The sequence below is a fragment of the Micromonospora sp. NPDC049891 genome, assembly GCF_040660295.1.
Lineage (GTDB): Bacteria > Actinomycetota > Actinomycetes > Mycobacteriales > Micromonosporaceae > Micromonospora.
Genome location: NZ_JBFAML010000001.1, coordinates 666520 through 686902, shown reverse-complemented (window position 1 = coordinate 686902; position 20383 = coordinate 666520). Strand labels below are relative to the sequence as shown.

Here is a 20383-nt window from a genome sequence, read left to right as displayed (position 1 = left end):
GCCGTACGCGTCGTCGGGAATCACCACGTGGTCACCCGGTGCGCACACGGTACGCAGCAGGGTGTCCTCGGCGGCGAGGCCGCTGGCGAAGGCGAGGCCGACCTGGCCGGCTTCCAACGCGGCCAGGCACTCCTGGAGCGCGTCGCGGGTGGGGTTGCCCGAGCGGCTGTACTCGTAGCCGAGCCGCGGCGCGCCGACGGCGTCCTGGGCGTACGTGCTGGTCTGGTAGATCGGTGGAATCACCGCGCCGGTGCGGGCCTCGGGGTCCTGGCCGGCATGGATGGCGAGCGTCTCGAAGCCGTGGGTCATTCCGCAGACGTTAGTCGCCCTGCTTGCCGGATCGCCTGGAACCCAACCCGGCTCGCCTCCGGAGCCCTGTCGGACCGTTGAGTGATACTGCCCGGGTGACCCCGACCAAGAGCCTTCCATCCCGTCTGATCATGATTGGCCGGCTCAGGCGGCTCACCTCAAGGCGTCTGGTCGCCATCTGGGAACGTCGGCTCCCCGAGTTCGTTTCCTGACCGTGGATAAGTGTGTGTTCTGCGGGATCGTGGCCGGTGAGGTGCCGGCGTTCCGGGTGACCGACGAGCCGGACGGGGTGGCGTTCCTGGACACCCGGCCGGTGTTCAAGGGCCATGTGCTGGTGGTGCCACGCACCCATCTGGTCACCCTCGCCGACCTGCCGCCGGGGTCCCTCGCCGGCTACTTCGGGTTGGTGCGGCGGATCGCCGTGGCTGTCGAATCCGGTCTAGGGGCGGGCGGCACGTTCGTGGCGATGAACAACAGGGTGTCCCAGTCGGTGCCGCACCTGCACACCCATGTGGTGCCCAGGACGAAGGGCGACGGGCTACGTGGCTTCTTCTGGCCTCGTACCCGCTATGCGGACGACGCCGAGGCCGCGTCCTACGCCGACCGGATCCACACGGCCCTGGCGGGGTGAGCCGGCCTGAGCGGCGGTGGGGCGGGTAAGGAAGCGGGGTCCGCCGGTGTTGCACGCGGGGAAGGGTACGAAAGGAGTCCCACCGTGTTCCTCCGCCGCTTGAAGGCCGAGATGATCTCACCCGACCAGGCCCTGTCGGGCCGTCCCATCGCGATGCCGGTGGCCGACCGGCACGAGGTGCTCGGGACCCCGTTGAAGGGCCCGTTCCCCGAGGGTTACCAGGTCGCCGTGTTCGGTATGGGGTGTTTCTGGGGGGCCGAGCGCCTGTTCTGGACCCTGCCCGGCGTTTTCACCACGTCCGCGGGTTACGCGGGTGGTTACACCCCGAACCCGACGTACGAGGAGGTCTGCTCCGGGATGACCGGGCACACCGAGGCGGTCGAGGTGGTGTACGACCCCACGAAGATCAGCTATGAGGACCTGCTGAAGGTCTTCTGGGAGAACCACGACCCGACCCAGGGCATGCGCCAGGGCAACGACGTGGGCACCCAGTACCGGTCCGCGATCTACGCCAGCACGGACGAGCAGCTCGCTATCGCCGAGGCGTCGCGGGAGGCGTTCGCGCCGATCGTGGCCCGCGCCGGCAAGGGCGAGATCACCACGGAGATCGCCCGGCTCGGCGACTACTACCTGGCCGAGGACTACCACCAGCAGTACCTCGCCCCGACCAAGAACCCGAACGGGTACTGCAACCACGGCCCGAACGGGCTGAGCTGCCCGGTCGGGGTGGCACGTACCGCAGGCTGAGCAGCCACGCACGGTATGCGCGTCCTGACGACCGGCCCGCCGATTCGGCGGGCCGGTCGCCGTGTGTGCGCCAGGCCACCGGTCCGTGATCACATCGACGCTGCACGTATTGCGGCATTCGTCACACCCGGAACTGCTCCACAAACGCCGCAAGAGACGCCAGGTGGGCATGAAACAGCCAAGCGCTCGGCCGGCATGACACCCGCTTGATCGCGGGGCGCGGATTCTAGCAATGCTGTTACACGACCGTCATGGTCTCAACAGGCTAATCGCAACATCCTCTGGCAGCATGGGCTCACATGTGCGGACTGGCTGGGGAGTTCCGACGGGACGCGACGCGTGCCGACGTCGCAGCGGTGGAACGGATGGCCGCCACCATGTGCGATCGGGGGCCTGACGGCAGCGGAGTGTGGTCACAGGGGGCTGTCGCCCTCGGCCACCGGCGACTGAAAATCATCGACCTGTCGGCGGCCAGCGGCCAGCCGATCGTCGACTCCGCCGCCGGGCTGACCGGCGTCTTCAACGGCTGCATCTACAACTACCGAGAGCTGCGCGCCGAGCTTCAGGCCAAGGGCCACCACTTCTTCTCCACCGGCGACAGCGAGGTCGTCGTCAAGGCGTACGCCGAGTGGGGGCTGGACTTCGTCGACCACCTGGTCGGCATGTTCGCCGTGGCGATCAGCGAACGGGACACCGGTCGCCTGGTGCTGGCCCGGGACCGGCTCGGCATCAAGCCGCTCTACCTCGCCGAGTCCGCAGGCGTGGTGCGCTTCGCCAGCACCCTGCCGGCGCTGCTGGCCGGCGGCGGGGTGGACACCACGATCGACCCGGTCGCGCTGGGTCACTACCTCAGCTTCCACAGCATCGTGCCGCCGCCGCGCACCATCCTGCGCGGGGTCGCCAAGCTGCCACCGGCCACCGTCCGGGTCTACGAGGCCGACGGCCGCAGTCACGAGCGGGTCTACTGGGACCCTCCGTTCCTCCGCCGCGACGAGCACGCCGGATGGTCCGAACGGCAGTGGCAGGACGCGTTGCACGAGTCGCTCACCACGGCCGTACGCCGGCGGATGGTCGCCGACGTGCCGGTCGGCGTGCTGCTCTCCGGCGGCCTGGACTCCAGCCTGGTGGTCGCCCTGCTGGCCGGGGAGGGGCAGCGCGGGCTCTCCACGTTCTCCATCGGCTTCGACGCCGTCGGCGGCCGGGAGGGTGACGAGTTCCGCTACTCCGACGTGGTCGCCAAGACCTTCGACACGGACCACCACCAGATCCGGGTCGCCGCACAGGACCTGGTCCCGCCGCTGGAGGCGGCCGTCGCGGCCATGAGCGAACCCATGGTCAGCCACGACTGCGTCGCCTTCTACCTGCTGAGCCAGGAGGTGTCGCGGCACGTCAAGGTGGTGCAGTCCGGCCAGGGCGCCGACGAGATCCTGGGCGGCTACCACTGGTACCCGCCGCTGGCGCAGGTCGGCCGGGAGCAGGCCCTCGACACGTACGCCCGGGCCTTCTTCGACCGCGACGGCGCCGGCCTGGCCCGGGTGCTCAACCCCGACTGGCTCACCGACGGCGATCCGGCCCGGGAGTTCGTCGCCGCGCACCTGGCGCGGCCGGGCGCGCAGACCGCCGTCGACGCCGGTCTGCGCATCGACACGCAGATCATGCTCACCGACGACCCGGTGAAGCGGGTCGACAACATGACCATGGCGCACGGGCTGGAGGCCCGGGTGCCGTTCCTGGATCACGAGTTCGTGGAACTGGCCGCCGCCTGCCCGCCGGAGCTGAAGCTGGCGCAGGGCGGCAAGGGTGTGCTGAAGGAGATCGGCCGCCGCGTGCTGCCGCACGAGGTGATCGACCGGCCCAAGGGGTACTTCCCGGTGCCGGGCCTGACGCACCTGGAGGGCAAGCTCCTCGACCGGGTACGCGACGCGCTGTACGCCCCCGAGGCCCGCCGCCGTGACCTGTTCCGCACCGAGTACGTCAACGCCCTGCTCGACGCTCCCAACGCCGAACTGACCCCGTTGAACGGAAACAAGCTGTGGCAACTCGGACTCCTGGAAATGTGGCTCCAGAGCCACGGAATCGACTGACCGTGACCGACACCCTGGCCACCGGCGTCGCCCGGACAGACCGGGGCCGCGGCGCCGGCAGACGGTACGAGCGGGTCGGGCCGGGCGGTGATCCGATCGCCACCGGCGGCAACGCCGACCCGACCGCCGACGAGCGCCCGAGCACCGGTGCGGATGTCATAGTCGACTGCGGCTGGGGGCGGCTGGTCTTCGGCCAGACCTTCGCCGACCAGTCCGCGGTGGCCGACGTACTGCGCTCCGAGGCGGCCGGCGCCCGGGACATCTGCATCTACCTGCGGGATCCGCACGTGCTGGTCTCCCGGCTCCCGGACGAGTTGTTCATCGACCCGTCGCTGACCTTCCGGTTGCCGCTCGGCGGGGACCGTCGCGGGCCCCGCCCCGGCGCCGGTACCACCGAGGAGGCCGGCACCGCCGAGACGCCGGCACCGCTCGACGGCCGCAACGAGCTGCCCGGGGTACGCATCCGCCGGTTGCGTGACGCCGCCGACGCCGACGCGGTCAATCGGATCTACGCGGCCAACGGCATGGTCACCGCCCCGGTCGACGTGCTCGTCGACAACGCCGCGACCGACCGTTTCCTGCACCTGGTGGCCGAGGCGGTCACCGGCGAGATCGTCGGCACCATCACCGGCATCGACCATGTGGCGGTCTTCGACGACCCGGACAACGGCGCCAGCCTGTGGTGCCTGACCGTCGACTTCAACCAGGCCCCGCCCGGCACCGGGCAGGCACTGATCACCGAGCTGGCCGGTCGCCTGGTCGCCCGGGGCCGCGCGTACGTCGACCTGTCCGTGCTCGCCGAGAACGCCGGGGCGATCCGGCTCTACGAGCGGCTCGGCTTCTACCGCACCGCCACGCTCTGCGTGAAGCGGAAGAACCCGATCAACGAGCGGTTGTTCCTGCCGGCCATGCCGGTGGGCTACGACGGGCTCAACCCGTACGCGCGGATCGTCGCCGACGAGGCGATGCGGCGGGGCATCCGGGTGGAGGTGACCGACCCGGAGTGGGGCGAGCTGCGGCTGACCAGCGGCGGCCGGACCATCCTCACCCGGGAGTCGCTGTCCGAGCTGACCTCGGCGGTGGCGATGAGCCGCTGCGACGACAAGCGGGTCACCCGCCGGATCCTGACCGAGGCCGGCCTGTCGGTACCGCGCGGGCGCACCGCCACCGGAGACACCGCCGACGCGGAGTTCCTGGCCGAGGTGGGCCAGCTGGTGGTCAAGCCGGCCCGGGGCGAGCAGGGCAACGGCATCACCGTCGGCGTACGCACCCCGGAGGCACTCGCCGCCGCCGTCGAGCTGGCTGCCCGGTTCTGCCCCGAGGTGTTGCTGGAGGAGCTGTGCACCGGTGAGGACCTGCGGGTCGTCATGATCGATCACGAGGTGGTGGCCGCCGCCGTACGCCGGCCCGCCTCGATCACCGGCGACGGCGTGCACGACATCGCCGAGCTGATCGAGCGGCAGAGTCGCCGCCGGGCCGCCGCCACCGGTGGCGAGTCCCGCATCCCGCTCGACGACATGACCCGGGACGTCGTCACCGAGGCCGGTTACCAACTGCACGACGTACTGCCCGAGGGCCAGCTGTTGGCCGTGCGGCGCACCGCGAACCTGCACACCGGCGGCACCATCCACGACGTGACCGGGGAGCTGCACCCCTCCATCGCCGAGGCGTGCGTCGCCGCCAGCCGCGCCATCGACATCCCGGTCACCGGGCTCGACCTGCTGGTACCAGCGCCGGACCAACCAGAGCACGTCTTCATCGAGGCCAACGAGCGGCCCGGGCTGGCCAACCACGAGCCGCAGCCCACCGCCGAACGCTTCGTGGATCTGCTCTTTCCCGGGACTCGGGCACCGCAGCGGCTGTGGACCCCGGCGGGTGCGGCACCATCTGGGGCATGACCGTACGCAAGACCACTCCGCTCCCCATTGACCTGGACTATCTACGCCAGGTCCTGGTCGAGCTGCTCGACATTCCGAGCCCGTCGGGGCGCACCGATCATGTGCAGCAGTACGTGGGCGAGCGCCTGTCGGCGCTCGGTATCCCGTCGACGCTCACCCGCCGGGGCGCGCTGAGCGCCTGCCTGCCCGGACCCCGCGAGACCGGCGCGGACCGGGCCATCGTGGTACACACCGACACCATCGGCGGGATGGTCAAGCGGTTGAAGGAGAACGGCCGGCTGGAGCTGAAGCCGATCGGTACGCACAGCGCCCGGTTCGCCGAGGGCGCCCACGTACGGATCTTCACCGACGACCTGGATCGGGTGGTCACCGGTCAGGTGCTGCCGCTCAAGGCCAGCGGCCACCGCTACAACGAGGGCGTCGATCTGCAGGGCTTCGGCTGGGAGCAGGTGGAGGTACGCGTCGACGAGCCGGTGGAGGACATCGCCGGCCTGCGGGCGCTCGGCATCGACGCGGGCGACTTCGTGGCGTTCCTGCCCAACCCGACGGTCACCCCCAGCGGGTACGTCAAGTCCCGCCACCTGGACGACAAGGCCGGCGTGGCCGCGGTGCTCTCCGCCATGAAGGCGATGGTCGACGCCGGGGTGAAGCCCGCCGTGACCGCGCACCTGCTGGTCACCGTGACCGAGGAGATCGGCCACGGCGCGTCCCACGGCCTCGACCCGGACGTGGCCGAGATCGTTTCGGTGGACGCGGCGGTGGTCGCCCCCGGGCAGCAGTCCCGGGAACACTCCGCCACCCTGGCGATGGGCGACGGTGTGGGACCGTTCGACTACCACCTCACCCGCAACCTGGCAGCGATCGCCCGGGAGCACGACGTGGATCTCGTCCGGGACGTCTTCGACTACTACCGTTCGGACGTGGCGGCGGCGGTGGAGGCGGGCGCACACGCCCGGGTGGCGCTGCTCGGGTTCGGCGTCGACGCCACCCACGGTCACGAGCGCACCCACCTGGAGGGGCTGCGCCACCTGGCCCAGTTGATCTGCCTCTACCTCCAGAGCGATCTGGTGTTCCCCGAATGGGACGCCGAGCCGGAGGGCGACCTGGCCGACTTCCCGTCGCTGGCGGTGCAGCCGGCCAACGCGGACGGCCCCCGCGAGGGCCCGATCGGCATCGCCCAGAGCGCCTGACAGCGGGGGCGGCCGGCGGTGTGATCGAAATCCGTTGCCGGTGGGCCGGCGGCTGGATAGCGTGGCGGTACACGGGAAAGGAGGTGGTCCAGACTTGTATAGCAATCGGACTCGTGAGGTGGCTGTCCGCTAGCCGCTGTCCTCGACAGTGACAGCTCGTCCCTCGGGACGGGCACGGTAAGAATCGTCGAGACCGTGTGGCAGCGGTGCGGCGAAACCACGACAGCCACCCGACCCCCGGGGTGCCGGCCCAGTCCAGCCGGCCCGCGCGTGAGCGCGGAAGCCCCGGGGGTCGCTTCATTCGCACCGGAGGCGGCCGTGTCCATGCGCGAGCTGGTGGTGCTCGGCACGGCGAGCCAGGCACCCACCCGGGCCCGCAACCACAACGGGTACGTGCTGCGCTGGGACGACGAGGTGATCCTCTTCGACCCCGGCGAGGGTAGCCAGCGGCAACTGCTGCACACCGGCGTCACCGCCACCGACCTGACCCGGATCTGCGTCACCCACTTCCACGGCGACCACTGCCTCGGCCTGCCCGGCACCATCCAGCGCCTGTCCCTGGACCGGGTGCCCCATCCGGTGGCGGTGCACTTCCCGGCCGGGGGTGCCGACTACTTCGCCCGGCTGCGGCACGCCAGTTCCTTCCATGAGACCGCCGAGCTGGCCGTGGAGCCGATCGAGGCGGACGGACAGCGGATCGAGTTGCGCCACGGGACGTTGGAGGCGCGCCGGCTGCGGCACCCCGTCGAGACGTACGGCTATCGGCTGCTGGAGCCGGACGGGTGCCGGATGCTGCCGGAGCGGCTGGCCGCGTACGGCATCGCCGGGCCGGCGGTCGGTGAGCTGCACCGCACCGGCCACCTCGACCTCGACGGGCGCCGCGTCACCCGGGACGAGGTGAGCGTGCGCCGACCGGGGCAGCGGTTCGCCTTCGTGATGGACACCGGGCTCTGCGACGGTGTGTACGCCCTCGCCGAGCACGCCGACCTGCTGGTCATCGAGTCGACGTTCCTGGAGTCGGAGGCCGCGCTCGCCGCCGAGGTCGGGCACCTCACCGCCGGCCAGGCCGCGCGGGTGGCGGCCGAGTCGGGGGTACGCCGACTCGTCCTCACCCACTTCTCCCAGCGGTACGCCGACTCGGTCCGCTTCGCCGACGAGGCCCGCCGGCACTTCGACGGGGATCTGGTGATCGCCGAGGATCTGGCCACGGTTCAGGTGCCGCCCCGACGGGTACCCTCGGCTGAGTGACCGTCACGCTGCGTCCGGCAGAGTCGGCCGATCTCATGCCGGTGGGCGCCCTGCACCAACGTTCCCGGGTCGCCGCGTACTCCTCGTTCCTGCCGCCGGAGGCGCTGGCCCACCCGACACCGGAGGCGATGGGCGAGTACTGGGTGCAGCGGTGGACCTGGGAGCGGGCCGACCACCTGCTCACTGTGGCCGAGCGGGACGGCACGCTCGCCGGCTTCAGCTACCTGGGCCCCGACGACGAGGGTGACCCGGCGACCGGCCTGCTCAACGCCATCCACCTGGAGCCGACCGAGCGGGGTCGCGGCGTCGGCCGGGCGCTGATGGTCGACGCCCTGGCCGGCATGCGGGCCCGCGGCTGGCGCCGCGCGGTCCTCTGGGTGCTGCGCGACAACACCCACGCCCGCCGCTTCTACGAGCGCGGCGGCTGGCACCCCACCGGCCAGAAGCGCGACGACACGATCGGCACCACCCTCACCCCCCAACTACGCTACGCCCGCCCCCTCCAACCCCTTTAACTGTGTTGATCATGAGGTTGGCGGCAGTGTTCGATCTCCACGATGCCGCCTACCTCATGATCAACGCGGGTGGGTGGGGGTGGGTTGGGGGTTAGCGGGCGCCCAGGTGGGCCAGCAGGTCCTGGCGGGTGAGGACGCCCTTGGGCTTGCCGTCGATCAGGACCAGCGCGGCGTCGGACTTCTCCAGCAGATTCACCGCCTCGCTGACCGGCTGGCCGCCGCCGATCATCGGCAGCGGGGGTGCCATGTGCCGCTCGATCGTGTCGTGCAGCTGCGCCTGGCCGGTGAATAGCGCGTCGAGCAGATCCTTCTCGGCGATCGAGCCGGCCACCTCACCGGTCACCACCGGCGGCTCGGCCTTCAGCACCGGCAGCTGCGAGACGCCGTACTCGCGCATGTAGTCGACGGCGTCGCGGACCGTCTCGGTCGGGTGCACGTGGACCAGCTCGGGCAGGCCGCCCGGCTTGCCGGCCAGGGCCTCGGAGACGGTGGGCTCCGAACCGGAGGCGTCGAGGAAGCCGTAGCGGGCCATCCAGTCGTCGTTGAAGATCTTGGAGAGGTAGCCCCGACCACCGTCCGGCAGCAGCACCACGATCACGTCGTCCGGGCCGGCGGCGCGCGCCACCTCCAACGCCGCGACGGCCGCCATTCCGCAGGAGCCACCGACCAGCAGCCCTTCCTCGCGAGCCAACCGCCGGGTCATCTCGAACGACTGCTTGTCGGAGACCTCGATGATCTCGTCGGCCACGTCCCGGTCGTACGTCTCCGGCCAGAAGTCCTCGCCGACCCCCTCGACCAGGTACGGCCGGCCGGTTCCGCCGGAGTAGACCGAGCCCTCCGGGTCGGCGCCGATGACCTTGACGGTCCCGCCGGACGCCTCCTTCAGGTAGCGCCCGATGCCGGAGATCGTGCCGCCGGTACCCACCCCGGCCACGAAGTGGGTGATCCGTCCCTCGGTCTGCTTCCACAGCTCCGGGCCGGTCGTCTCGTAGTGCGAACGCGGGTTGGCCGGGTTGGCGTACTGGTTGGGCTTCCACGCGCCGGGGATCTCCCGGGCCAGCCGGTCGGAGACGTTGTAGTACGAGCGGGGGTCCTCCGGTGCCACGGCGGTCGGGCAGACCACCACCTCGGCACCGTACGCCCGCAGCACGTCCTGCTTGTCCTGGCTGACCTTGTCCGGGCAGACGAACACGCAGCGGTAGCCCTTGAGCTGGGCCACCAGAGCCAGGCCGACGCCGGTGTTGCCGCTGGTCGGCTCGACGATGGTGCCACCCGGGCGGAGAATTCCCGCCGCCTCGGCGTCCTCCACCATGCGCAGCGCGATCCGGTCCTTCACCGACCCGCCAGGGTTGAGGTACTCCACCTTCGCCAGCACCGTCGCCTGGATGCCCTCGGCTACGTTGCGTAGCCGTACCAGCGGCGTGTTGCCGATCATTTCGACGACGTTGTCGTAGTACTGCACCTCGTTGTGCCCTTCTGCTGCGGCGCCGGCACGCCAGGCCGGGCGGGTGAGTCAGGTGGAATTCCCGCCCAGGGTACGTCGGTCAGGGCACCACGTGGCCGGGGACCACGGTGCTGCGACGTGCCTCCCACTCCAGGAAGCGCTCGGTCTCGGCGAGCACCGCACCGGCCAGCCAGGTGACCATCACCGCGTCGTCGATCAGCCCGAACACCGTGAGGAACATTTCCGGAACCGCGTCGATCGGCGAGACGATGTACGCCGTGGCCGCGGTCATCATGGCCAGCCGCAGCCCGCCGTCGTACTGGCCACGGGCGGTGGCCGAGATCATCCTGGGTAGCGCCCCGATCCGGGCGCCGAGCGACGGCCCGCCCCGGGCACCGGCGGTCATCGCCCGTGCCAGGGCCACGAACGCGGCACCTCGCTTCAACGTCTTAGCCATCGTCGTGCTCCTTTCCACGTGCAGCGTGACGCCCCGCCGCAACACCGTCCATCCAAGTACCCAGCACGGTCGTTTTCCAGGCACCGGAGCGCCGCGACGACGACAGCGGGGCGTCAGACAGGCGCGCTAGTGTCACGGTATGGGGGTCGCTGGTTCTGTCGTACCGGATCGTCCGCGCTGGCAGCGTGCCCTGCGGGTGGCCCGTGTGGCGGCCATCGGCACGGGCGCCACGGTGGCGGCCGCAGCGGCGACGACCGGTGTGCTCTTCGGTCAGGCCCGGCAGGCCCGGCGCACCATTCCGATGGCCGAGGCGCCGCCACCACGCTGCGACGGCACCTACGGCGCGAAGTTCCCCGGACCCGCGATCACCATGGTCATTCTCGGCGACTCGTCGGCCGCCGGTTACGGAGTGCACCGCCGCCGTGAGACGCCCGGCGCGTTGCTGGCCACCGGCCTGTCCCGGCGCCTCCAGCGTCCCGTCCGGCTGCACCGCTTCGCGGTGGTGGGTGCCATCTCGGCCGGCCTGAAATTCCAGGTCGAGGCGGCCCTGGAGTGCAACCCCGACGTCGCGGTCATCCTCATCGGCGGCAACGACGTCACCAACCGTACGCCGCCGACCCTGGCCGTGCGCTACCTCGTCGAGGGGGTCCGGGCGCTTCGCTCGGTCGGTGCCGAGGTGGTCGTCGGGACCTGCCCGGACCTGGGTGCGATCCGACCCATCCAACCGCCGCTGCGATGGTTGGCCCGCCGCTGGAGCCGGCAACTCGCCGCGGCGCAGACGGTCGCGGTGGTGTCCGCCGGCGGCTGGACCGTCTCCCTCGGTGACCTGCTCGGTCCCCGGTTCAACGCCGAACCGGGACGGATGTTCGCCTGGGACCGCTTCCATCCCTCCGCCGACGGATACGCGGCGGCAGCCGCCGCGCTGTTGCCGACGGTGCTCTCCGCCCTCGGGCACGGTGCCGAACGCAGGCCTTCGCCAACGCGCCTGGAAGGCGTACGGTCTTTGCCGAAGGCCGCGCAGGAGGCGGCTCGGCACCCGGGGACGGAGGTCAGCGGTACGCAGGTCCGGGGCAGCGAGAACGGTCCGGCCGGCCGTTGGGCGCAGCTGCGCCGGCGAGGGCTCTTCGGTGTCGGTCCGACGCCGCAGCCAGCGCCCACCGTCGACTCACCCGCAGTGGAAGGATTCTCATGACCGAGCGGATCAGGGGCCGGTACGGCTCCGACGCCGGCCCGAGGGTGGCGCCATGACCGGCCTCCCTCCCGGCACCCGGGTCGCCGCGCGGGTCGCCCGCACCGCCGCGTTCTCCCTGCTCGCTGGCGCGCTCGGCGGGGCCGCGGTGCTCGCCGGAGAGGCCGTGGTGGCTCGCAACCGCCGCTACGCCCAGCCGGAACTCGGCCTGGCCCTGCGGGCGACCGTCGGTCGGGCCGGTGCCCCGTCGCTGCGCCTGGTGCTGCTCGGCGACTCCTCCGCCCTCGGCGTCGGTGTGGACCGTCTCGGCGACACCATCGGCGGACAACTGGCGGAGCTGCTCGCCGAGGGACCCAGCGGGCGTCAGGTCCACCTGTCCAGCGTCGGTGTCTCCGGATCGCGCTCCACCGACCTGGCCACCCAGGTGGCCCGGGCGTTGCTCGGCGAGCGGCCGGACGTGGCGGTCATCCTGGTCGGCGCCAACGACGTCACGAGCATGCGCCGCCCGACCGAGGCCGCCGCCTACCTCGGTGCGGCCGTGCATCGGCTGCGTCAGGCCGGTGTCGAGGTGGTGGTCGGCACCTGCCCGGATCTCGGCGCCGTACGCGCGATCGCGGCACCGCTGCGGCAGGTCGTCGGATGGATGGGGCGCCGTGTCGCCCGGGCGCAGACCGGTGCGGTGCTCGACGCCGGTGGCACGGTGGTCGACCTGGCCACCGAGACGGGCCCGGTGTTCCGCGCCGACGCCGGCACCTTCTGTCACGACGGCTACCACCCCTCCGCCGACGGTTACCGGGTCTGGGCGCACGCCCTGCTGCCCTCGGTGATCGCCGCGGCAGCCGTCACCCCGCGCCGCTGACCGGTCGGCTCACCTGTCGTCGCTGCTCACCTGTCGTCCGGGTGCGCAGGGTGACATTTCCCGGCCGGCAGAAAACTTCCGCCGCAAGTTACCGGCGAGTTAACGTGACCGTATGCCGATTGAGTCGTCCCGCGACGCCGTCATCGTCGCCACCGCCCGCTCCCCCATCGGCCGAGCCCACAAGGGGTCCCTACGCGATCTCCGCCCGGACGATCTGGCCGCCACCATCGTGCAGGCGGCCCTGGACAAGGTGCCGCAGCTCGACCCGCGACAGATCGATGATCTCTATCTCGGGTGCGGCCTGCCCGGCGGCGAACAGGGCTTCAACATGGCTCGCGTGGTCGCCGTACTGATGGGCCTCGACGGCCTGCCCGGCGCCACCCTCACCCGCTACTGCGCCTCCTCGTTGCAGACCACGCGGATGGCCATGCACGCGATCCGGGCCGGCGAGGGCGACGTCTTCGTCTCGGCCGGCGTCGAGATGGTCTCCCGGTACGCGCGTGGCAGCTCCGACGGCCTGCCGCCCGAGGCTCAGGCCCTGCTCGGCGGCTGGGAGAACCCCCGCTTCGCGCAGGCACGCGAGCGGTCCCAGAACCGCACCGAGGCCGGCGCGCCGGTCTGGACCGACCCGCGCGAGAAGGACGCCCTGCCCGACGTCTACCTGGCCATGGGACAGACCGCCGAGAATCTCGCGCAGGTGTACGACGTGAGCCGCGCGGACATGGACGCCTTCGGCGTACGCAGCCAGAACCTGGCCGAGAAGGCGATCGCCGACGGCTTCTGGGCCCGTGAGATCACCCCGGTCACCACGCCGGACGGCACGGTGGTCAGCACCGACGACGGCCCCCGGGCCGGGGTCACCCTGGAGGCGGTCTCCGCGCTCAAGCCGGTCTTCCGCCCCGACGGCCGGATCACCGCCGGCAACTGCTGCCCGCTCAACGACGGGGCCGCCGCGGTGGTCGTGATGAGCGCGCAGCGGGCCGAGGAACTGGGCGTCACCCCGCTGGCGCGGATCGTTTCCACGGGCGTCACCGCGTTGTCGCCGGAGATCATGGGCCTCGGTCCGGTGGAGGCGAGCCGGCAGGCACTCGAACGCGCCGGCATGACCATCGACGACGTCGACCTGGTCGAGATCAACGAGGCGTTCGCCGCTCAGGTGATCCCCTCGTACCGCCAGCTCGGCATCCCGGAGGAGAAGCTGAACGTGATGGGCGGCGCGATCGCCGTCGGTCACCCCTTCGGGATGACCGGCGCCCGGATCACCGGCACGCTGCTCAACGCCCTGCAGTGGCATGACGCGACAATCGGCCTGGAGACCATGTGCGTCGGCGGCGGACAGGGCATGGCGATGGTCATCGAGCGCCTGAGCTGACACCGCGACCGACGGGTGTGTCGGGTCAGGAACTTGCGACGATCCTCGCGCTGCCCTGGCCCGACGCCACGACCGGCATCCGCTGGGCAGTCGCCCGGTCGAGCCGTCGTCGAGGCCTAGAGCGCGGTCCGGGTCGCGGCCACCTCGGTGGCGGCCCGGGCCAGGGCCTCCTCGCTCGGGTCCGCGGCGAGCAGGTCGGCGGTGACCACCCGGAGCTGGTCGGGCAGGGCCAGGTCGTTGTCGAGCCGGGGTACGGCTCGTCGTGGCTGCCCTTCCGCGTCCGCGGCGAGGTTGGCGACCTCCTGCACCAGCCGGTGCACCAGATCCGCCCGGGACACGTTGCCGACCGACGCGGCGGCCGACCATCGTGGCTGCTGCCAGTGGCTGACCTGCCGTACCAACAGCTCCACCCCCCGCGCGACCTCCACCCCCCGCTCGCTCCCACCTCCACCCGCCACCCCCCGCACTCTACGCACCCACTCCCAACCGACCGTCGATCATGCAGTTGTGGTCGTCGATTTCTCCGCTTACGCCCGACCTGTGCGGTGCCACAACTGCATGATCGGCGCAGAGGGAGGGTGCCGGAGGGGAGCGGCACGGTGGGGGTGGGGGTGGGGGTGGGGGTGAGACGACGGCGCCCGCCCCGGGGTGGGGCGGGCGCCGGTCGGTCGTGGGGCGGCGAGGTCAGTCGTCGCCCTGGAAGTAGCTCAGCAGGCGCAGCATCTCGATGTAGAGCCAGATCAGGCTGACCAGGATGCCGAACGCGGCCACCCAGGAGTAGCGCTGCGGCAGGCCCATCCGGACGCCGTCCTCGACCTCCTTGAAGCTGAGCACGAAGCTCAGCGAGGCCACCACGATGCAGACGATGCTGAATCCGATGGCCAGCGGGCTGCCGTCACGCAGGCCGGTGTTGACGCCGAAGAGCGCCAGCACCAGGTTGATCAGCATGACGGCGAACAGGCCCGCCATCACCGCGATCATGCCCTTGACGAACTTCGGCGTCGCCCGGATGACCCGCGCCTTGTAGAGCATGGCCATCACGAAGAAGACACCGAAGGTGGCGGTCACCGCCTGGAGCACGATGCCGTCGTACAGCGATTCGAAGAACTTGCTAAGCGCTCCGACGAGCACACCCTCGACGACGGCGTACGCGACGACGAGCGCCGGATTCGCCATCCGGGAGAACGAGATGATCAGGCCGAGCACCAGGCCGACGACGGCGGCACCGATCCAGGCGACGCCGAGCAGCGCGTCGGGCACCAGCGCCCAGGCCGCCGCGGCGGCGACGCCGAGGATGGCCAGGAGGGTGACCGTCTTGACCACCACGTCGTCGATCGACATGGGGGTGACCGCCGGCGGGGCCGACGGGAAGCCCGGCGCGCCGGGGTAACCGGCCTGCGGCGGGACCTGCTGGGGGTAGCCGGGCTGTCCGTACGGCCCGGACGGGGCGTACCCGGCGGCCCGCTCCCGCTCGGCCGCCTGACCGAGCCGGGCGAGCACCGGGTTCGAAGTCTTCACTGTCTGGCCTCCCTAAGGGGGTCGTGGCACGTCAACGCGCGCTACAAGAGTAAACGCCCGGCACAGCCCGGTGGTGATCGGAAGGCTGAGCGAACCCTGAGAGTGCCGGTTGGGGGGCGTGGGTGACGTCACCACGAGGCTTTGCGGACGCCGGGTAGTTCGCCGCGGAGCGCCATGGCCCGGAAGCGGACCCGGGACAGACCGAACCGGGACAGCACGCCCCGGGGTCGTCCGTCGACCATGTCCCGGTTACGCAGCCGTACCGGGCTGGAGTCGCGGGGCAGCCCGGCCAGGCGGCGCACCGCCTCCGCGCGCGCTGCCGGGTCGGTCTCCGGGTGGGCGATCATCCGCTTCAGCTCGGCACGCCGCTCGGCATGCCGAGCGACGAGTTCGGCCCGGCGGGCCTGCCGGTTGCTCAGACTCCTGCGTGCCATGTCAGCGCGCCTCGCGGAACTCGACGTGCCGGCGCACGATCGGGTCGTACTTGCGCAACGTCAGCCGATCCGGGTCGTTACGACGGTTCTTCCGGGTCACGTACGTGTAGCCGGTGCCGGCGGTGCTGCGTAGCCGCACGATCGGGCGTACGTCGGTCTGCCGGGCCATCAGACCGACACTCCCCGGGCACGCAACTCGGCCACGACCTTCTCGATGCCCTTACGGTCCACCGTCTTCAACGCCTTGGCCGTCAGGTTCAGCCGGACCCATCGGCGCTCCGAGGCCAGCCAGTAGCGGTGGCTCTGCAGATTCGGGTTCCACCGACGGCGGGTACGCCGATGGGAATGGGACACGGCGTTGCCGAAGCTCGGCTTCGCGCCGGTGACGTCACAGCGTCGGGACACGGTTCCTCCTCAGGGATCAGCACCAGGAGTTGTCGGTAACGGTTTTCATTCTTACATAGCCCGCACGGTCGGCTCTTCGACCGGGTCCCGGACGATCTCCACCGGTACCGTCGACCCGAGCCGGTAGCCGACGCCCCGCACGGTGCAGATCACCGGCAGGTCATCGCCGAACTTGGCGCGCACCCGCCGCACATGGACGTCGACGCTGCGCACGCCGGTGTGGAGGTGACCCCAGACGCCGTCGAGCAGTTGCGTCCTGGTGAACACCTGGCGGGGGTGCTCGGCAAGGTGCCACAGCAGGTCGAACTCCCGACGGGTGAGCACCACCTCGCGATCACCCAGGTAGACCGTCCGAGCGGTCGGCAGGATCCGCAGCACCTCCCCGCCTGACGCCGAAGGCACCCCGCGGGCGCTCGGGCTGTCCTGCCGGGGCGGGGGCACCCCACGGACGCTCCGACGCCCCTGCCGCGCCGCGAGCCGCCCGACCAGTCGCAGGAACCGAGCCACCTCGGCGTCGACCGGGCCCGCGAGCAGGGGCACCCGGACCGTGACCACCACGCCGCCGTCGTCCGGAAAGACCGATGGGGCCGTCCGGGTGGACCTCGCTCGCCACGCCTCAGTAGTCACCTGCCTATAATGACAACCGTTTTCAACTATCGTCGAGGGGGTTCTGATGTCGACGTCACCACTCGCACCGGCCGGCAGCGGCACCGCGGCGGCCCGCGTCCGCCCGTCGTTGACCGTGCTCAGTGGCTTCTGGCCCGGGGCGACGTACGCCGTTGCCCGGGCTCTGCTCGCCGCCGATCCGGCGTTGCTGCTGGTCCGGCACGACCTGGCCGACGTACGCGTCGGCGGCGTGCACCGGGTGGTCCGCGACAGTTCCGGTGTGCTTGAGGACGAGCGAATCTCACTGGCCCACGGCTGCGTCTCCTGCACACTGCGCGAGGATGTGCTGCCCACGCTCGCCCGGCTCGCCCGCGCGCACCCCGACCGGGACCTGATCCTGATGCTGCCCGAGGTGGTGGAGCCCGAGGCGGTCGCCGCCGCCTGCACGCACTGTCTCGTCGACGGCGCGCCGGTCACCGACCTGCTGCACGTCGACTCGTACGTCACGGTGGTCGACGCCGAGCACCTGCTGGACGGGCTCGCCAGCACCGACGACCTCAGGGCCCGCGACATCCACGCCGCCGAGGACGACGACAGGTCCCTCGCCGACGTCATCGTCCGCCAGATCGAGTACGCCGACACCCTGGTGCTGTGGGGGCGGTCCCGCGACGGCGACTACGACACCGGTCGGTTGGCGGTGCTGCTCGAACGGATGACGCCCTGGGCGACGCAGGTCCACGTCGGCGACGACGTCGTCGACGCGCAGGCGCTGACCCGCCAGCTACGTCGCACCCACCGGCACCGCCCCGAGACCCCCGGGGTGCTGGTACGCGGCCTGGAGGGACACGTCCTCGGGGTGCACGAACCGCACCCGGACTGCGGGGTGGTCTCGGTGGACTTCCGCGCCCGCCGCCCGTTCCATCCCCAGCGGCTGCACGATGTCCTCGAAGCCGTAAATGCTGAGGTCATCCGCTCACGCGGGCACCTGTGGCTGGCCAGCCAACCCGAGACGGTCATCGCCTGGGACTTCGCCGGCGGTGGCCTCAGCCTCGGTTCGCTGGGCCGCTGGCTGGCCTTTCTCCCCGACGCCCGGTGGGCGGAGGCGTCCGACCATCGCCGGCTCGCCGCCGCCCTCGACTGGGATCCGTACTACGGCGACCGCCACCAGCATCTCGTCTTCATCGGTCTGGACCTCGACCCGGCCGACCTGCACCGCACCCTCACCGGCTGCCTGCTCACCGATGCCGAACTCGCGGACGGCGAGCAGGCGTGGCGCGGCTACCCCGACCCGTTCGCCGGTTGCTTTCCGCTCACCGAGCTGACCGCCCGTCCGACCCAGGGAGAACCCACATGAAACCCGGCATCCACCCTGCCTACCGTCCGGTCGTCTACCGCGACCGGGACGCCGACTTCGCCTTCCTCACCCGGTCCACCGCCACCAGCGACCAGACCGTCGAATGGACCGACGGCAACACCTACCCGGTCATCGATGTCCAGATCTCCTCCGCCAGCCATCCCTTCTGGACCGGCAGGCAGCGGCTGCTCGACACCGAGGGCCGGGTGGAGAAGTTCCGCAACAAGTACGCCCGCCGCGGATCTCAGCGGCCACGCTGACCCGGAACAGCAGAGCGGCGCGCACCGACCGAGCCGGTGCGCGCCGCTTCCGTCTTTCTCGCCGGGCCGCACCCGGGCGGCCCGGCGAGCCCGGCGGGACCCGGGCCAGGCATCCGTCCGGGGTCGGTGCTGGGCAGCGCGATGAAACGCTTCCCTCGCGGGAGGGGGGTACCGGGCAGCTCAGTGACGTGGTCGGCGGCCACGGAGCGAAACCAGCACGAACGCTCCGGCGACGACCAGCAGCACGCCGGTGGCGGGAAGCTGCCAGGACATCCCGGTACGCGGCAGCTTGCCACCGCCACCGGAGTTGCCGCCCCCGTTGCCGTCACCACCGTTGCCGGACCCGCCGCCCGCGCCCGGACCGAAACCGGCGTTCGGATCGGTCGCGTCGCCGACCGCGAGCGTCAGGGTCTTCGTGTCCGTCACCCGGGTACCGGAGGTGGTGGTGCCGGTCATCTCGAACGCGAGCCGGTAGAGGCCCGGTCGGCTGAACGCCCAGTTACCGTGCGCGTGGGTGTTGGCCGGGATGTCGAGCTGTTGCGGCAGGCTCTTGCCTGAGTCGAAGAGCACCTCGGCCGCGCCGAAGGACCCGGTGAGGAAGAGGGTGAACCGGCCCGGCCCGCTGGCTCCCTTGAACCGCCACGTCACCGGGCCACGGATGCCGGAGACGACGGTCGGGTGCTGGGTGTTCCATCCCGGCCAGACGATCCCGGACCGCTGCGCCTGGGGCAGCAGCCACACCTGGTCGCCCGGCCGGCCCAGGAAGTCCGCGCCCTGCGGCACGCTGGTCCTGGCGTTGTCCTTGACGTGCAGCACCACGTCGGCGAGGTCGCGCCACACCGCGGGGGTGACCGTGTCGTCCTTGATCCGGATCGTCCAGTCGTTGCCGTTCAGCTGCGGTCCCATGTCGATGTGCCCGTCGTCGACCACCACCTGCTGTCCGGTACGCGCCGGGGCCTTCTGTTCGGCCGCTGCGGCGAGTGGCGCAGCGGCGGGTGGCGCCGGGCTGCGGGCGGCCGTGGTGCGCCCGCTCGCGCCGGGCGGAGCCGCCGGAGCCGCCTTCGGCACGGCGCCGTCGACCGCCGCCTCAGGTGCGGCCGGCGGTGCCGGCGCCGGGACCGGGATCTGTCCCGGGGTGTCGATCTCCGGCACCAGCACCCGGTAGGTGGCGTCGGCGCTCACCCGTCCGCCGCTGGTGAGGGTGGTCGCGGCGGTCACCGTCAGCCGGTACTCCCCCGCCGCGTCGAAGAGCCAGACCAGGCCGCCGGTACGGGTCGCGACCGGCACGTCGCTGGCGCGCGGCATGCCTTCCAGACTGCCGAACAGCGGGGTCGGCCGGCCCAGACCACCTATCGTGTACGCGGCGAAGCCGCCTGGCCCGTCCACCGAGTCGAGCGACAGTTCGATCCTGTCGTCCCGGACCCGCCCGCTACTCACCCTGGTGGTGTCCAGTGCGGCGAACTCGGTGTCGCCGGCGGTGAGTGCCCACATCGGGCGTCCCGGCTGGCCGAGGAAGCGGAACGCGGCCAGTTCCGGCACCCGCACCGAGCTTCCGTCGGCCGGCCCGAAGACGACAGTGGACGGGTCCGTCCCGCCCGCCGCCGGTGCGGTCCGGCCATCGGCGGGCAGCTCGCGTACCTCCAGGTCGAGCAGGTTGTTCCGCAGCACGACGGAGATCAGGTCGGCGCCGGCCGCGCTGTGCGGGGTCGCGTGCCCGGCCTCCGGCGGGTCGGCCGGTTCGGTTGCCTGGACGGGCGTCGGTGTCGCGGCGACGGCGAGTGCCGACACCGCGGCGATCGCGGCGATCCGACGTCGGGCTGTTGCGGCGCGAGCAGTGGCTGCCCGGCGTACGGCGATCATGTG

Annotated in this window: 22 protein-coding genes; 12 read left to right on the top strand and 10 right to left on the bottom strand. The window is 71.5% G+C overall.

Going from position 1 to position 20383, the window contains the following annotated elements; translation table 11 throughout:
• Positions 1 to 309: PLP-dependent transferase (locus AB0I71_RS03300; RefSeq protein ID WP_357581592.1), on the bottom strand; the 309-nt coding region annotated here is incomplete at its 3' end.
• A gap of 214 nt (positions 310 to 523) precedes the next feature.
• Between AB0I71_RS03300 and AB0I71_RS03295 the strand changes: the two genes are divergently transcribed.
• From AB0I71_RS03295 to AB0I71_RS03265, 7 genes are all read left to right on the top strand, one after another.
• Positions 524 to 940, top strand: a complete 417-nt coding sequence (locus tag AB0I71_RS03295; RefSeq protein ID WP_357581591.1) for an HIT family protein — start codon at positions 524 to 526, stop codon at positions 938 to 940.
• Between the two features lie 84 nt (positions 941 to 1024).
• Entirely contained in the window at positions 1025 to 1687 is a 663-nt protein-coding gene (msrA, locus tag AB0I71_RS03290) for a peptide-methionine (S)-S-oxide reductase MsrA (RefSeq protein ID WP_204011343.1), read from the top strand.
• Positions 1688 to 1986: 299 nt separating this feature from the next.
• Complete coding sequence (locus AB0I71_RS03285; protein WP_357581590.1) at positions 1987 to 3771, top strand: N-acetylglutaminylglutamine amidotransferase; 1785 nt, start codon at positions 1987 to 1989, stop codon at positions 3769 to 3771.
• Between the two features lie 2 nt (positions 3772 to 3773).
• Entirely contained in the window at positions 3774 to 5669 is a 1896-nt protein-coding gene (ngg, locus tag AB0I71_RS03280; protein ID WP_357581589.1) for an N-acetylglutaminylglutamine synthetase, read from the top strand.
• On the top strand, positions 5666 to 6859 hold the full coding sequence (locus AB0I71_RS03275) for an osmoprotectant NAGGN system M42 family peptidase (protein ID WP_357581588.1): 1194 nt from the start codon (positions 5666 to 5668) through the stop codon (positions 6857 to 6859). Before ngg ends, AB0I71_RS03275 begins: the two co-directional genes overlap by 4 nt.
• A gap of 318 nt (positions 6860 to 7177) precedes the next feature.
• The gene (locus AB0I71_RS03270; protein ID WP_357581587.1) at positions 7178 to 8107 is read left to right on the top strand and encodes a ribonuclease Z; all 930 of its coding nucleotides are present in this window, start codon (positions 7178 to 7180) and stop codon (positions 8105 to 8107) included.
• A complete protein-coding gene (locus AB0I71_RS03265; RefSeq protein ID WP_357581586.1) occupies positions 8104 to 8622 on the top strand; it encodes a GNAT family N-acetyltransferase in 519 nt (172 codons plus the stop codon). Before AB0I71_RS03270 ends, AB0I71_RS03265 begins: the two co-directional genes overlap by 4 nt.
• A 91-nt stretch (positions 8623 to 8713) precedes the next feature.
• Here the strand turns inward: AB0I71_RS03265 and AB0I71_RS03260 are convergent, their stop codons facing one another.
• The gene (locus AB0I71_RS03260) at positions 8714 to 10084 is read right to left on the bottom strand and encodes a cystathionine beta-synthase (protein ID WP_357581585.1); all 1371 of its coding nucleotides are present in this window, start codon (positions 10082 to 10084) and stop codon (positions 8714 to 8716) included.
• Positions 10085 to 10166: 82 nt separating this feature from the next.
• On the bottom strand, positions 10167 to 10523 hold the full coding sequence (locus AB0I71_RS03255; protein ID WP_357581584.1) for a YkvA family protein: 357 nt from the start codon (positions 10521 to 10523) through the stop codon (positions 10167 to 10169).
• 139 nt (positions 10524 to 10662) lie between these two features.
• On the opposite strand from AB0I71_RS03255, the gene AB0I71_RS03250 reads away from it, so the two are divergent.
• From AB0I71_RS03250 to AB0I71_RS03240, 3 genes are all read left to right on the top strand, one after another.
• Entirely contained in the window at positions 10663 to 11715 is a 1053-nt protein-coding gene (locus AB0I71_RS03250; RefSeq protein WP_357581583.1) for an SGNH/GDSL hydrolase family protein, read from the top strand.
• A gap of 52 nt (positions 11716 to 11767) precedes the next feature.
• Positions 11768 to 12571: an SGNH/GDSL hydrolase family protein gene (locus AB0I71_RS03245; RefSeq protein ID WP_357581582.1), complete on the top strand. Its 804-nt coding sequence runs from the start codon at positions 11768 to 11770 to the stop codon at positions 12569 to 12571.
• Positions 12572 to 12683: 112 nt separating this feature from the next.
• Complete coding sequence (locus AB0I71_RS03240; protein ID WP_357581581.1) at positions 12684 to 13943, top strand: acetyl-CoA C-acetyltransferase; 1260 nt, start codon at positions 12684 to 12686, stop codon at positions 13941 to 13943.
• A 116-nt stretch (positions 13944 to 14059) separates the two neighbouring features.
• Here the strand turns inward: AB0I71_RS03240 and AB0I71_RS03235 are convergent, their stop codons facing one another.
• The 6 genes from AB0I71_RS03235 to AB0I71_RS03210 form a co-directional block, all read right to left on the bottom strand.
• Positions 14060 to 14401 (bottom strand): hypothetical protein, encoded by a 342-nt coding sequence (locus AB0I71_RS03235; RefSeq protein ID WP_357581580.1) that lies wholly within the window; start codon positions 14399 to 14401, stop codon positions 14060 to 14062.
• Positions 14402 to 14627: 226 nt separating this feature from the next.
• Positions 14628 to 15461, bottom strand: coding sequence for a Bax inhibitor-1/YccA family protein (locus AB0I71_RS03230; RefSeq protein WP_357581579.1), 834 nt, complete (start codon positions 15459 to 15461; stop codon positions 14628 to 14630).
• A gap of 128 nt (positions 15462 to 15589) precedes the next feature.
• On the bottom strand, positions 15590 to 15895 hold the full coding sequence (rpsN, locus tag AB0I71_RS03225) for a 30S ribosomal protein S14 (RefSeq protein ID WP_357581578.1): 306 nt from the start codon (positions 15893 to 15895) through the stop codon (positions 15590 to 15592).
• A gap of 1 nt (position 15896) precedes the next feature.
• Positions 15897 to 16064 carry a 50S ribosomal protein L33 gene (rpmG, locus tag AB0I71_RS03220; protein WP_093410686.1) on the bottom strand — a complete coding sequence of 56 codons (168 nt, stop codon included), beginning with the start codon at positions 16062 to 16064 and terminating at the stop codon, positions 15897 to 15899.
• Positions 16064 to 16300 (bottom strand): 50S ribosomal protein L28, encoded by a 237-nt coding sequence (gene rpmB, locus AB0I71_RS03215; protein WP_357581577.1) that lies wholly within the window; start codon positions 16298 to 16300, stop codon positions 16064 to 16066. The genes rpmG and rpmB overlap by 1 nt, the downstream gene beginning before the upstream one ends.
• 51 nt (positions 16301 to 16351) lie before the next feature.
• Positions 16352 to 16927, bottom strand: a complete 576-nt coding sequence (locus AB0I71_RS03210) for a winged helix-turn-helix domain-containing protein (protein WP_357581576.1) — start codon at positions 16925 to 16927, stop codon at positions 16352 to 16354.
• 46 nt (positions 16928 to 16973) lie between these two features.
• Here AB0I71_RS03210 and AB0I71_RS03205 point away from each other — a divergent pair, with 46 nt between their 5' ends.
• Positions 16974 to 18260: a GTP-binding protein gene (locus AB0I71_RS03205; protein ID WP_357581575.1), complete on the top strand. Its 1287-nt coding sequence runs from the start codon at positions 16974 to 16976 to the stop codon at positions 18258 to 18260.
• Entirely contained in the window at positions 18257 to 18520 is a 264-nt protein-coding gene (locus tag AB0I71_RS03200; protein ID WP_357581574.1) for a type B 50S ribosomal protein L31, read from the top strand. Before AB0I71_RS03205 ends, AB0I71_RS03200 begins: the two co-directional genes overlap by 4 nt.
• A 180-nt stretch (positions 18521 to 18700) precedes the next feature.
• Here the strand turns inward: AB0I71_RS03200 and AB0I71_RS03195 are convergent, their stop codons facing one another.
• Positions 18701 to 20380 (bottom strand): TIGR03773 family transporter-associated surface protein, encoded by a 1680-nt coding sequence (locus tag AB0I71_RS03195; RefSeq protein ID WP_357581573.1) that lies wholly within the window; start codon positions 20378 to 20380, stop codon positions 18701 to 18703.
• Positions 20381 to 20383: the final 3 nt, after the last annotated feature.

What these genes read in the sequence shown, in the direction of transcription:
- AB0I71_RS03285 (WP_357581590.1), top strand. Translation starts at nt 1,987, where the DNA reads ATGTGCGGACTGGCTGGGGAGTTCCGACGGGACGCGACGCGTGCCGAC.
- AB0I71_RS03275 (WP_357581588.1), top strand. Translation starts at nt 5,666, where the DNA reads ATGACCGTACGCAAGACCACTCCGCTCCCCATTGACCTGGACTATCTA.
- AB0I71_RS03255 (WP_357581584.1), bottom strand. Translation starts at nt 10,523, where the DNA reads ATGGCTAAGACGTTGAAGCGAGGTGCCGCGTTCGTGGCCCTGGCACGG.
- AB0I71_RS03250 (WP_357581583.1), top strand. Translation starts at nt 10,663, where the DNA reads ATGGGGGTCGCTGGTTCTGTCGTACCGGATCGTCCGCGCTGGCAGCGT.
- AB0I71_RS03245 (WP_357581582.1), top strand. Translation starts at nt 11,768, where the DNA reads ATGACCGGCCTCCCTCCCGGCACCCGGGTCGCCGCGCGGGTCGCCCGC.
- AB0I71_RS03240 (WP_357581581.1), top strand. Translation starts at nt 12,684, where the DNA reads ATGCCGATTGAGTCGTCCCGCGACGCCGTCATCGTCGCCACCGCCCGC.
- rpsN (WP_357581578.1), bottom strand. Translation starts at nt 15,895, where the DNA reads ATGGCACGCAGGAGTCTGAGCAACCGGCAGGCCCGCCGGGCCGAACTC.
- rpmG (WP_093410686.1), bottom strand. Translation starts at nt 16,064, where the DNA reads ATGGCCCGGCAGACCGACGTACGCCCGATCGTGCGGCTACGCAGCACC.
- AB0I71_RS03205 (WP_357581575.1), top strand. Translation starts at nt 16,974, where the DNA reads ATGTCGACGTCACCACTCGCACCGGCCGGCAGCGGCACCGCGGCGGCC.
- AB0I71_RS03200 (WP_357581574.1), top strand. Translation starts at nt 18,257, where the DNA reads ATGAAACCCGGCATCCACCCTGCCTACCGTCCGGTCGTCTACCGCGAC.
- AB0I71_RS03195 (WP_357581573.1), bottom strand. Translation starts at nt 20,380, where the DNA reads ATGATCGCCGTACGCCGGGCAGCCACTGCTCGCGCCGCAACAGCCCGA.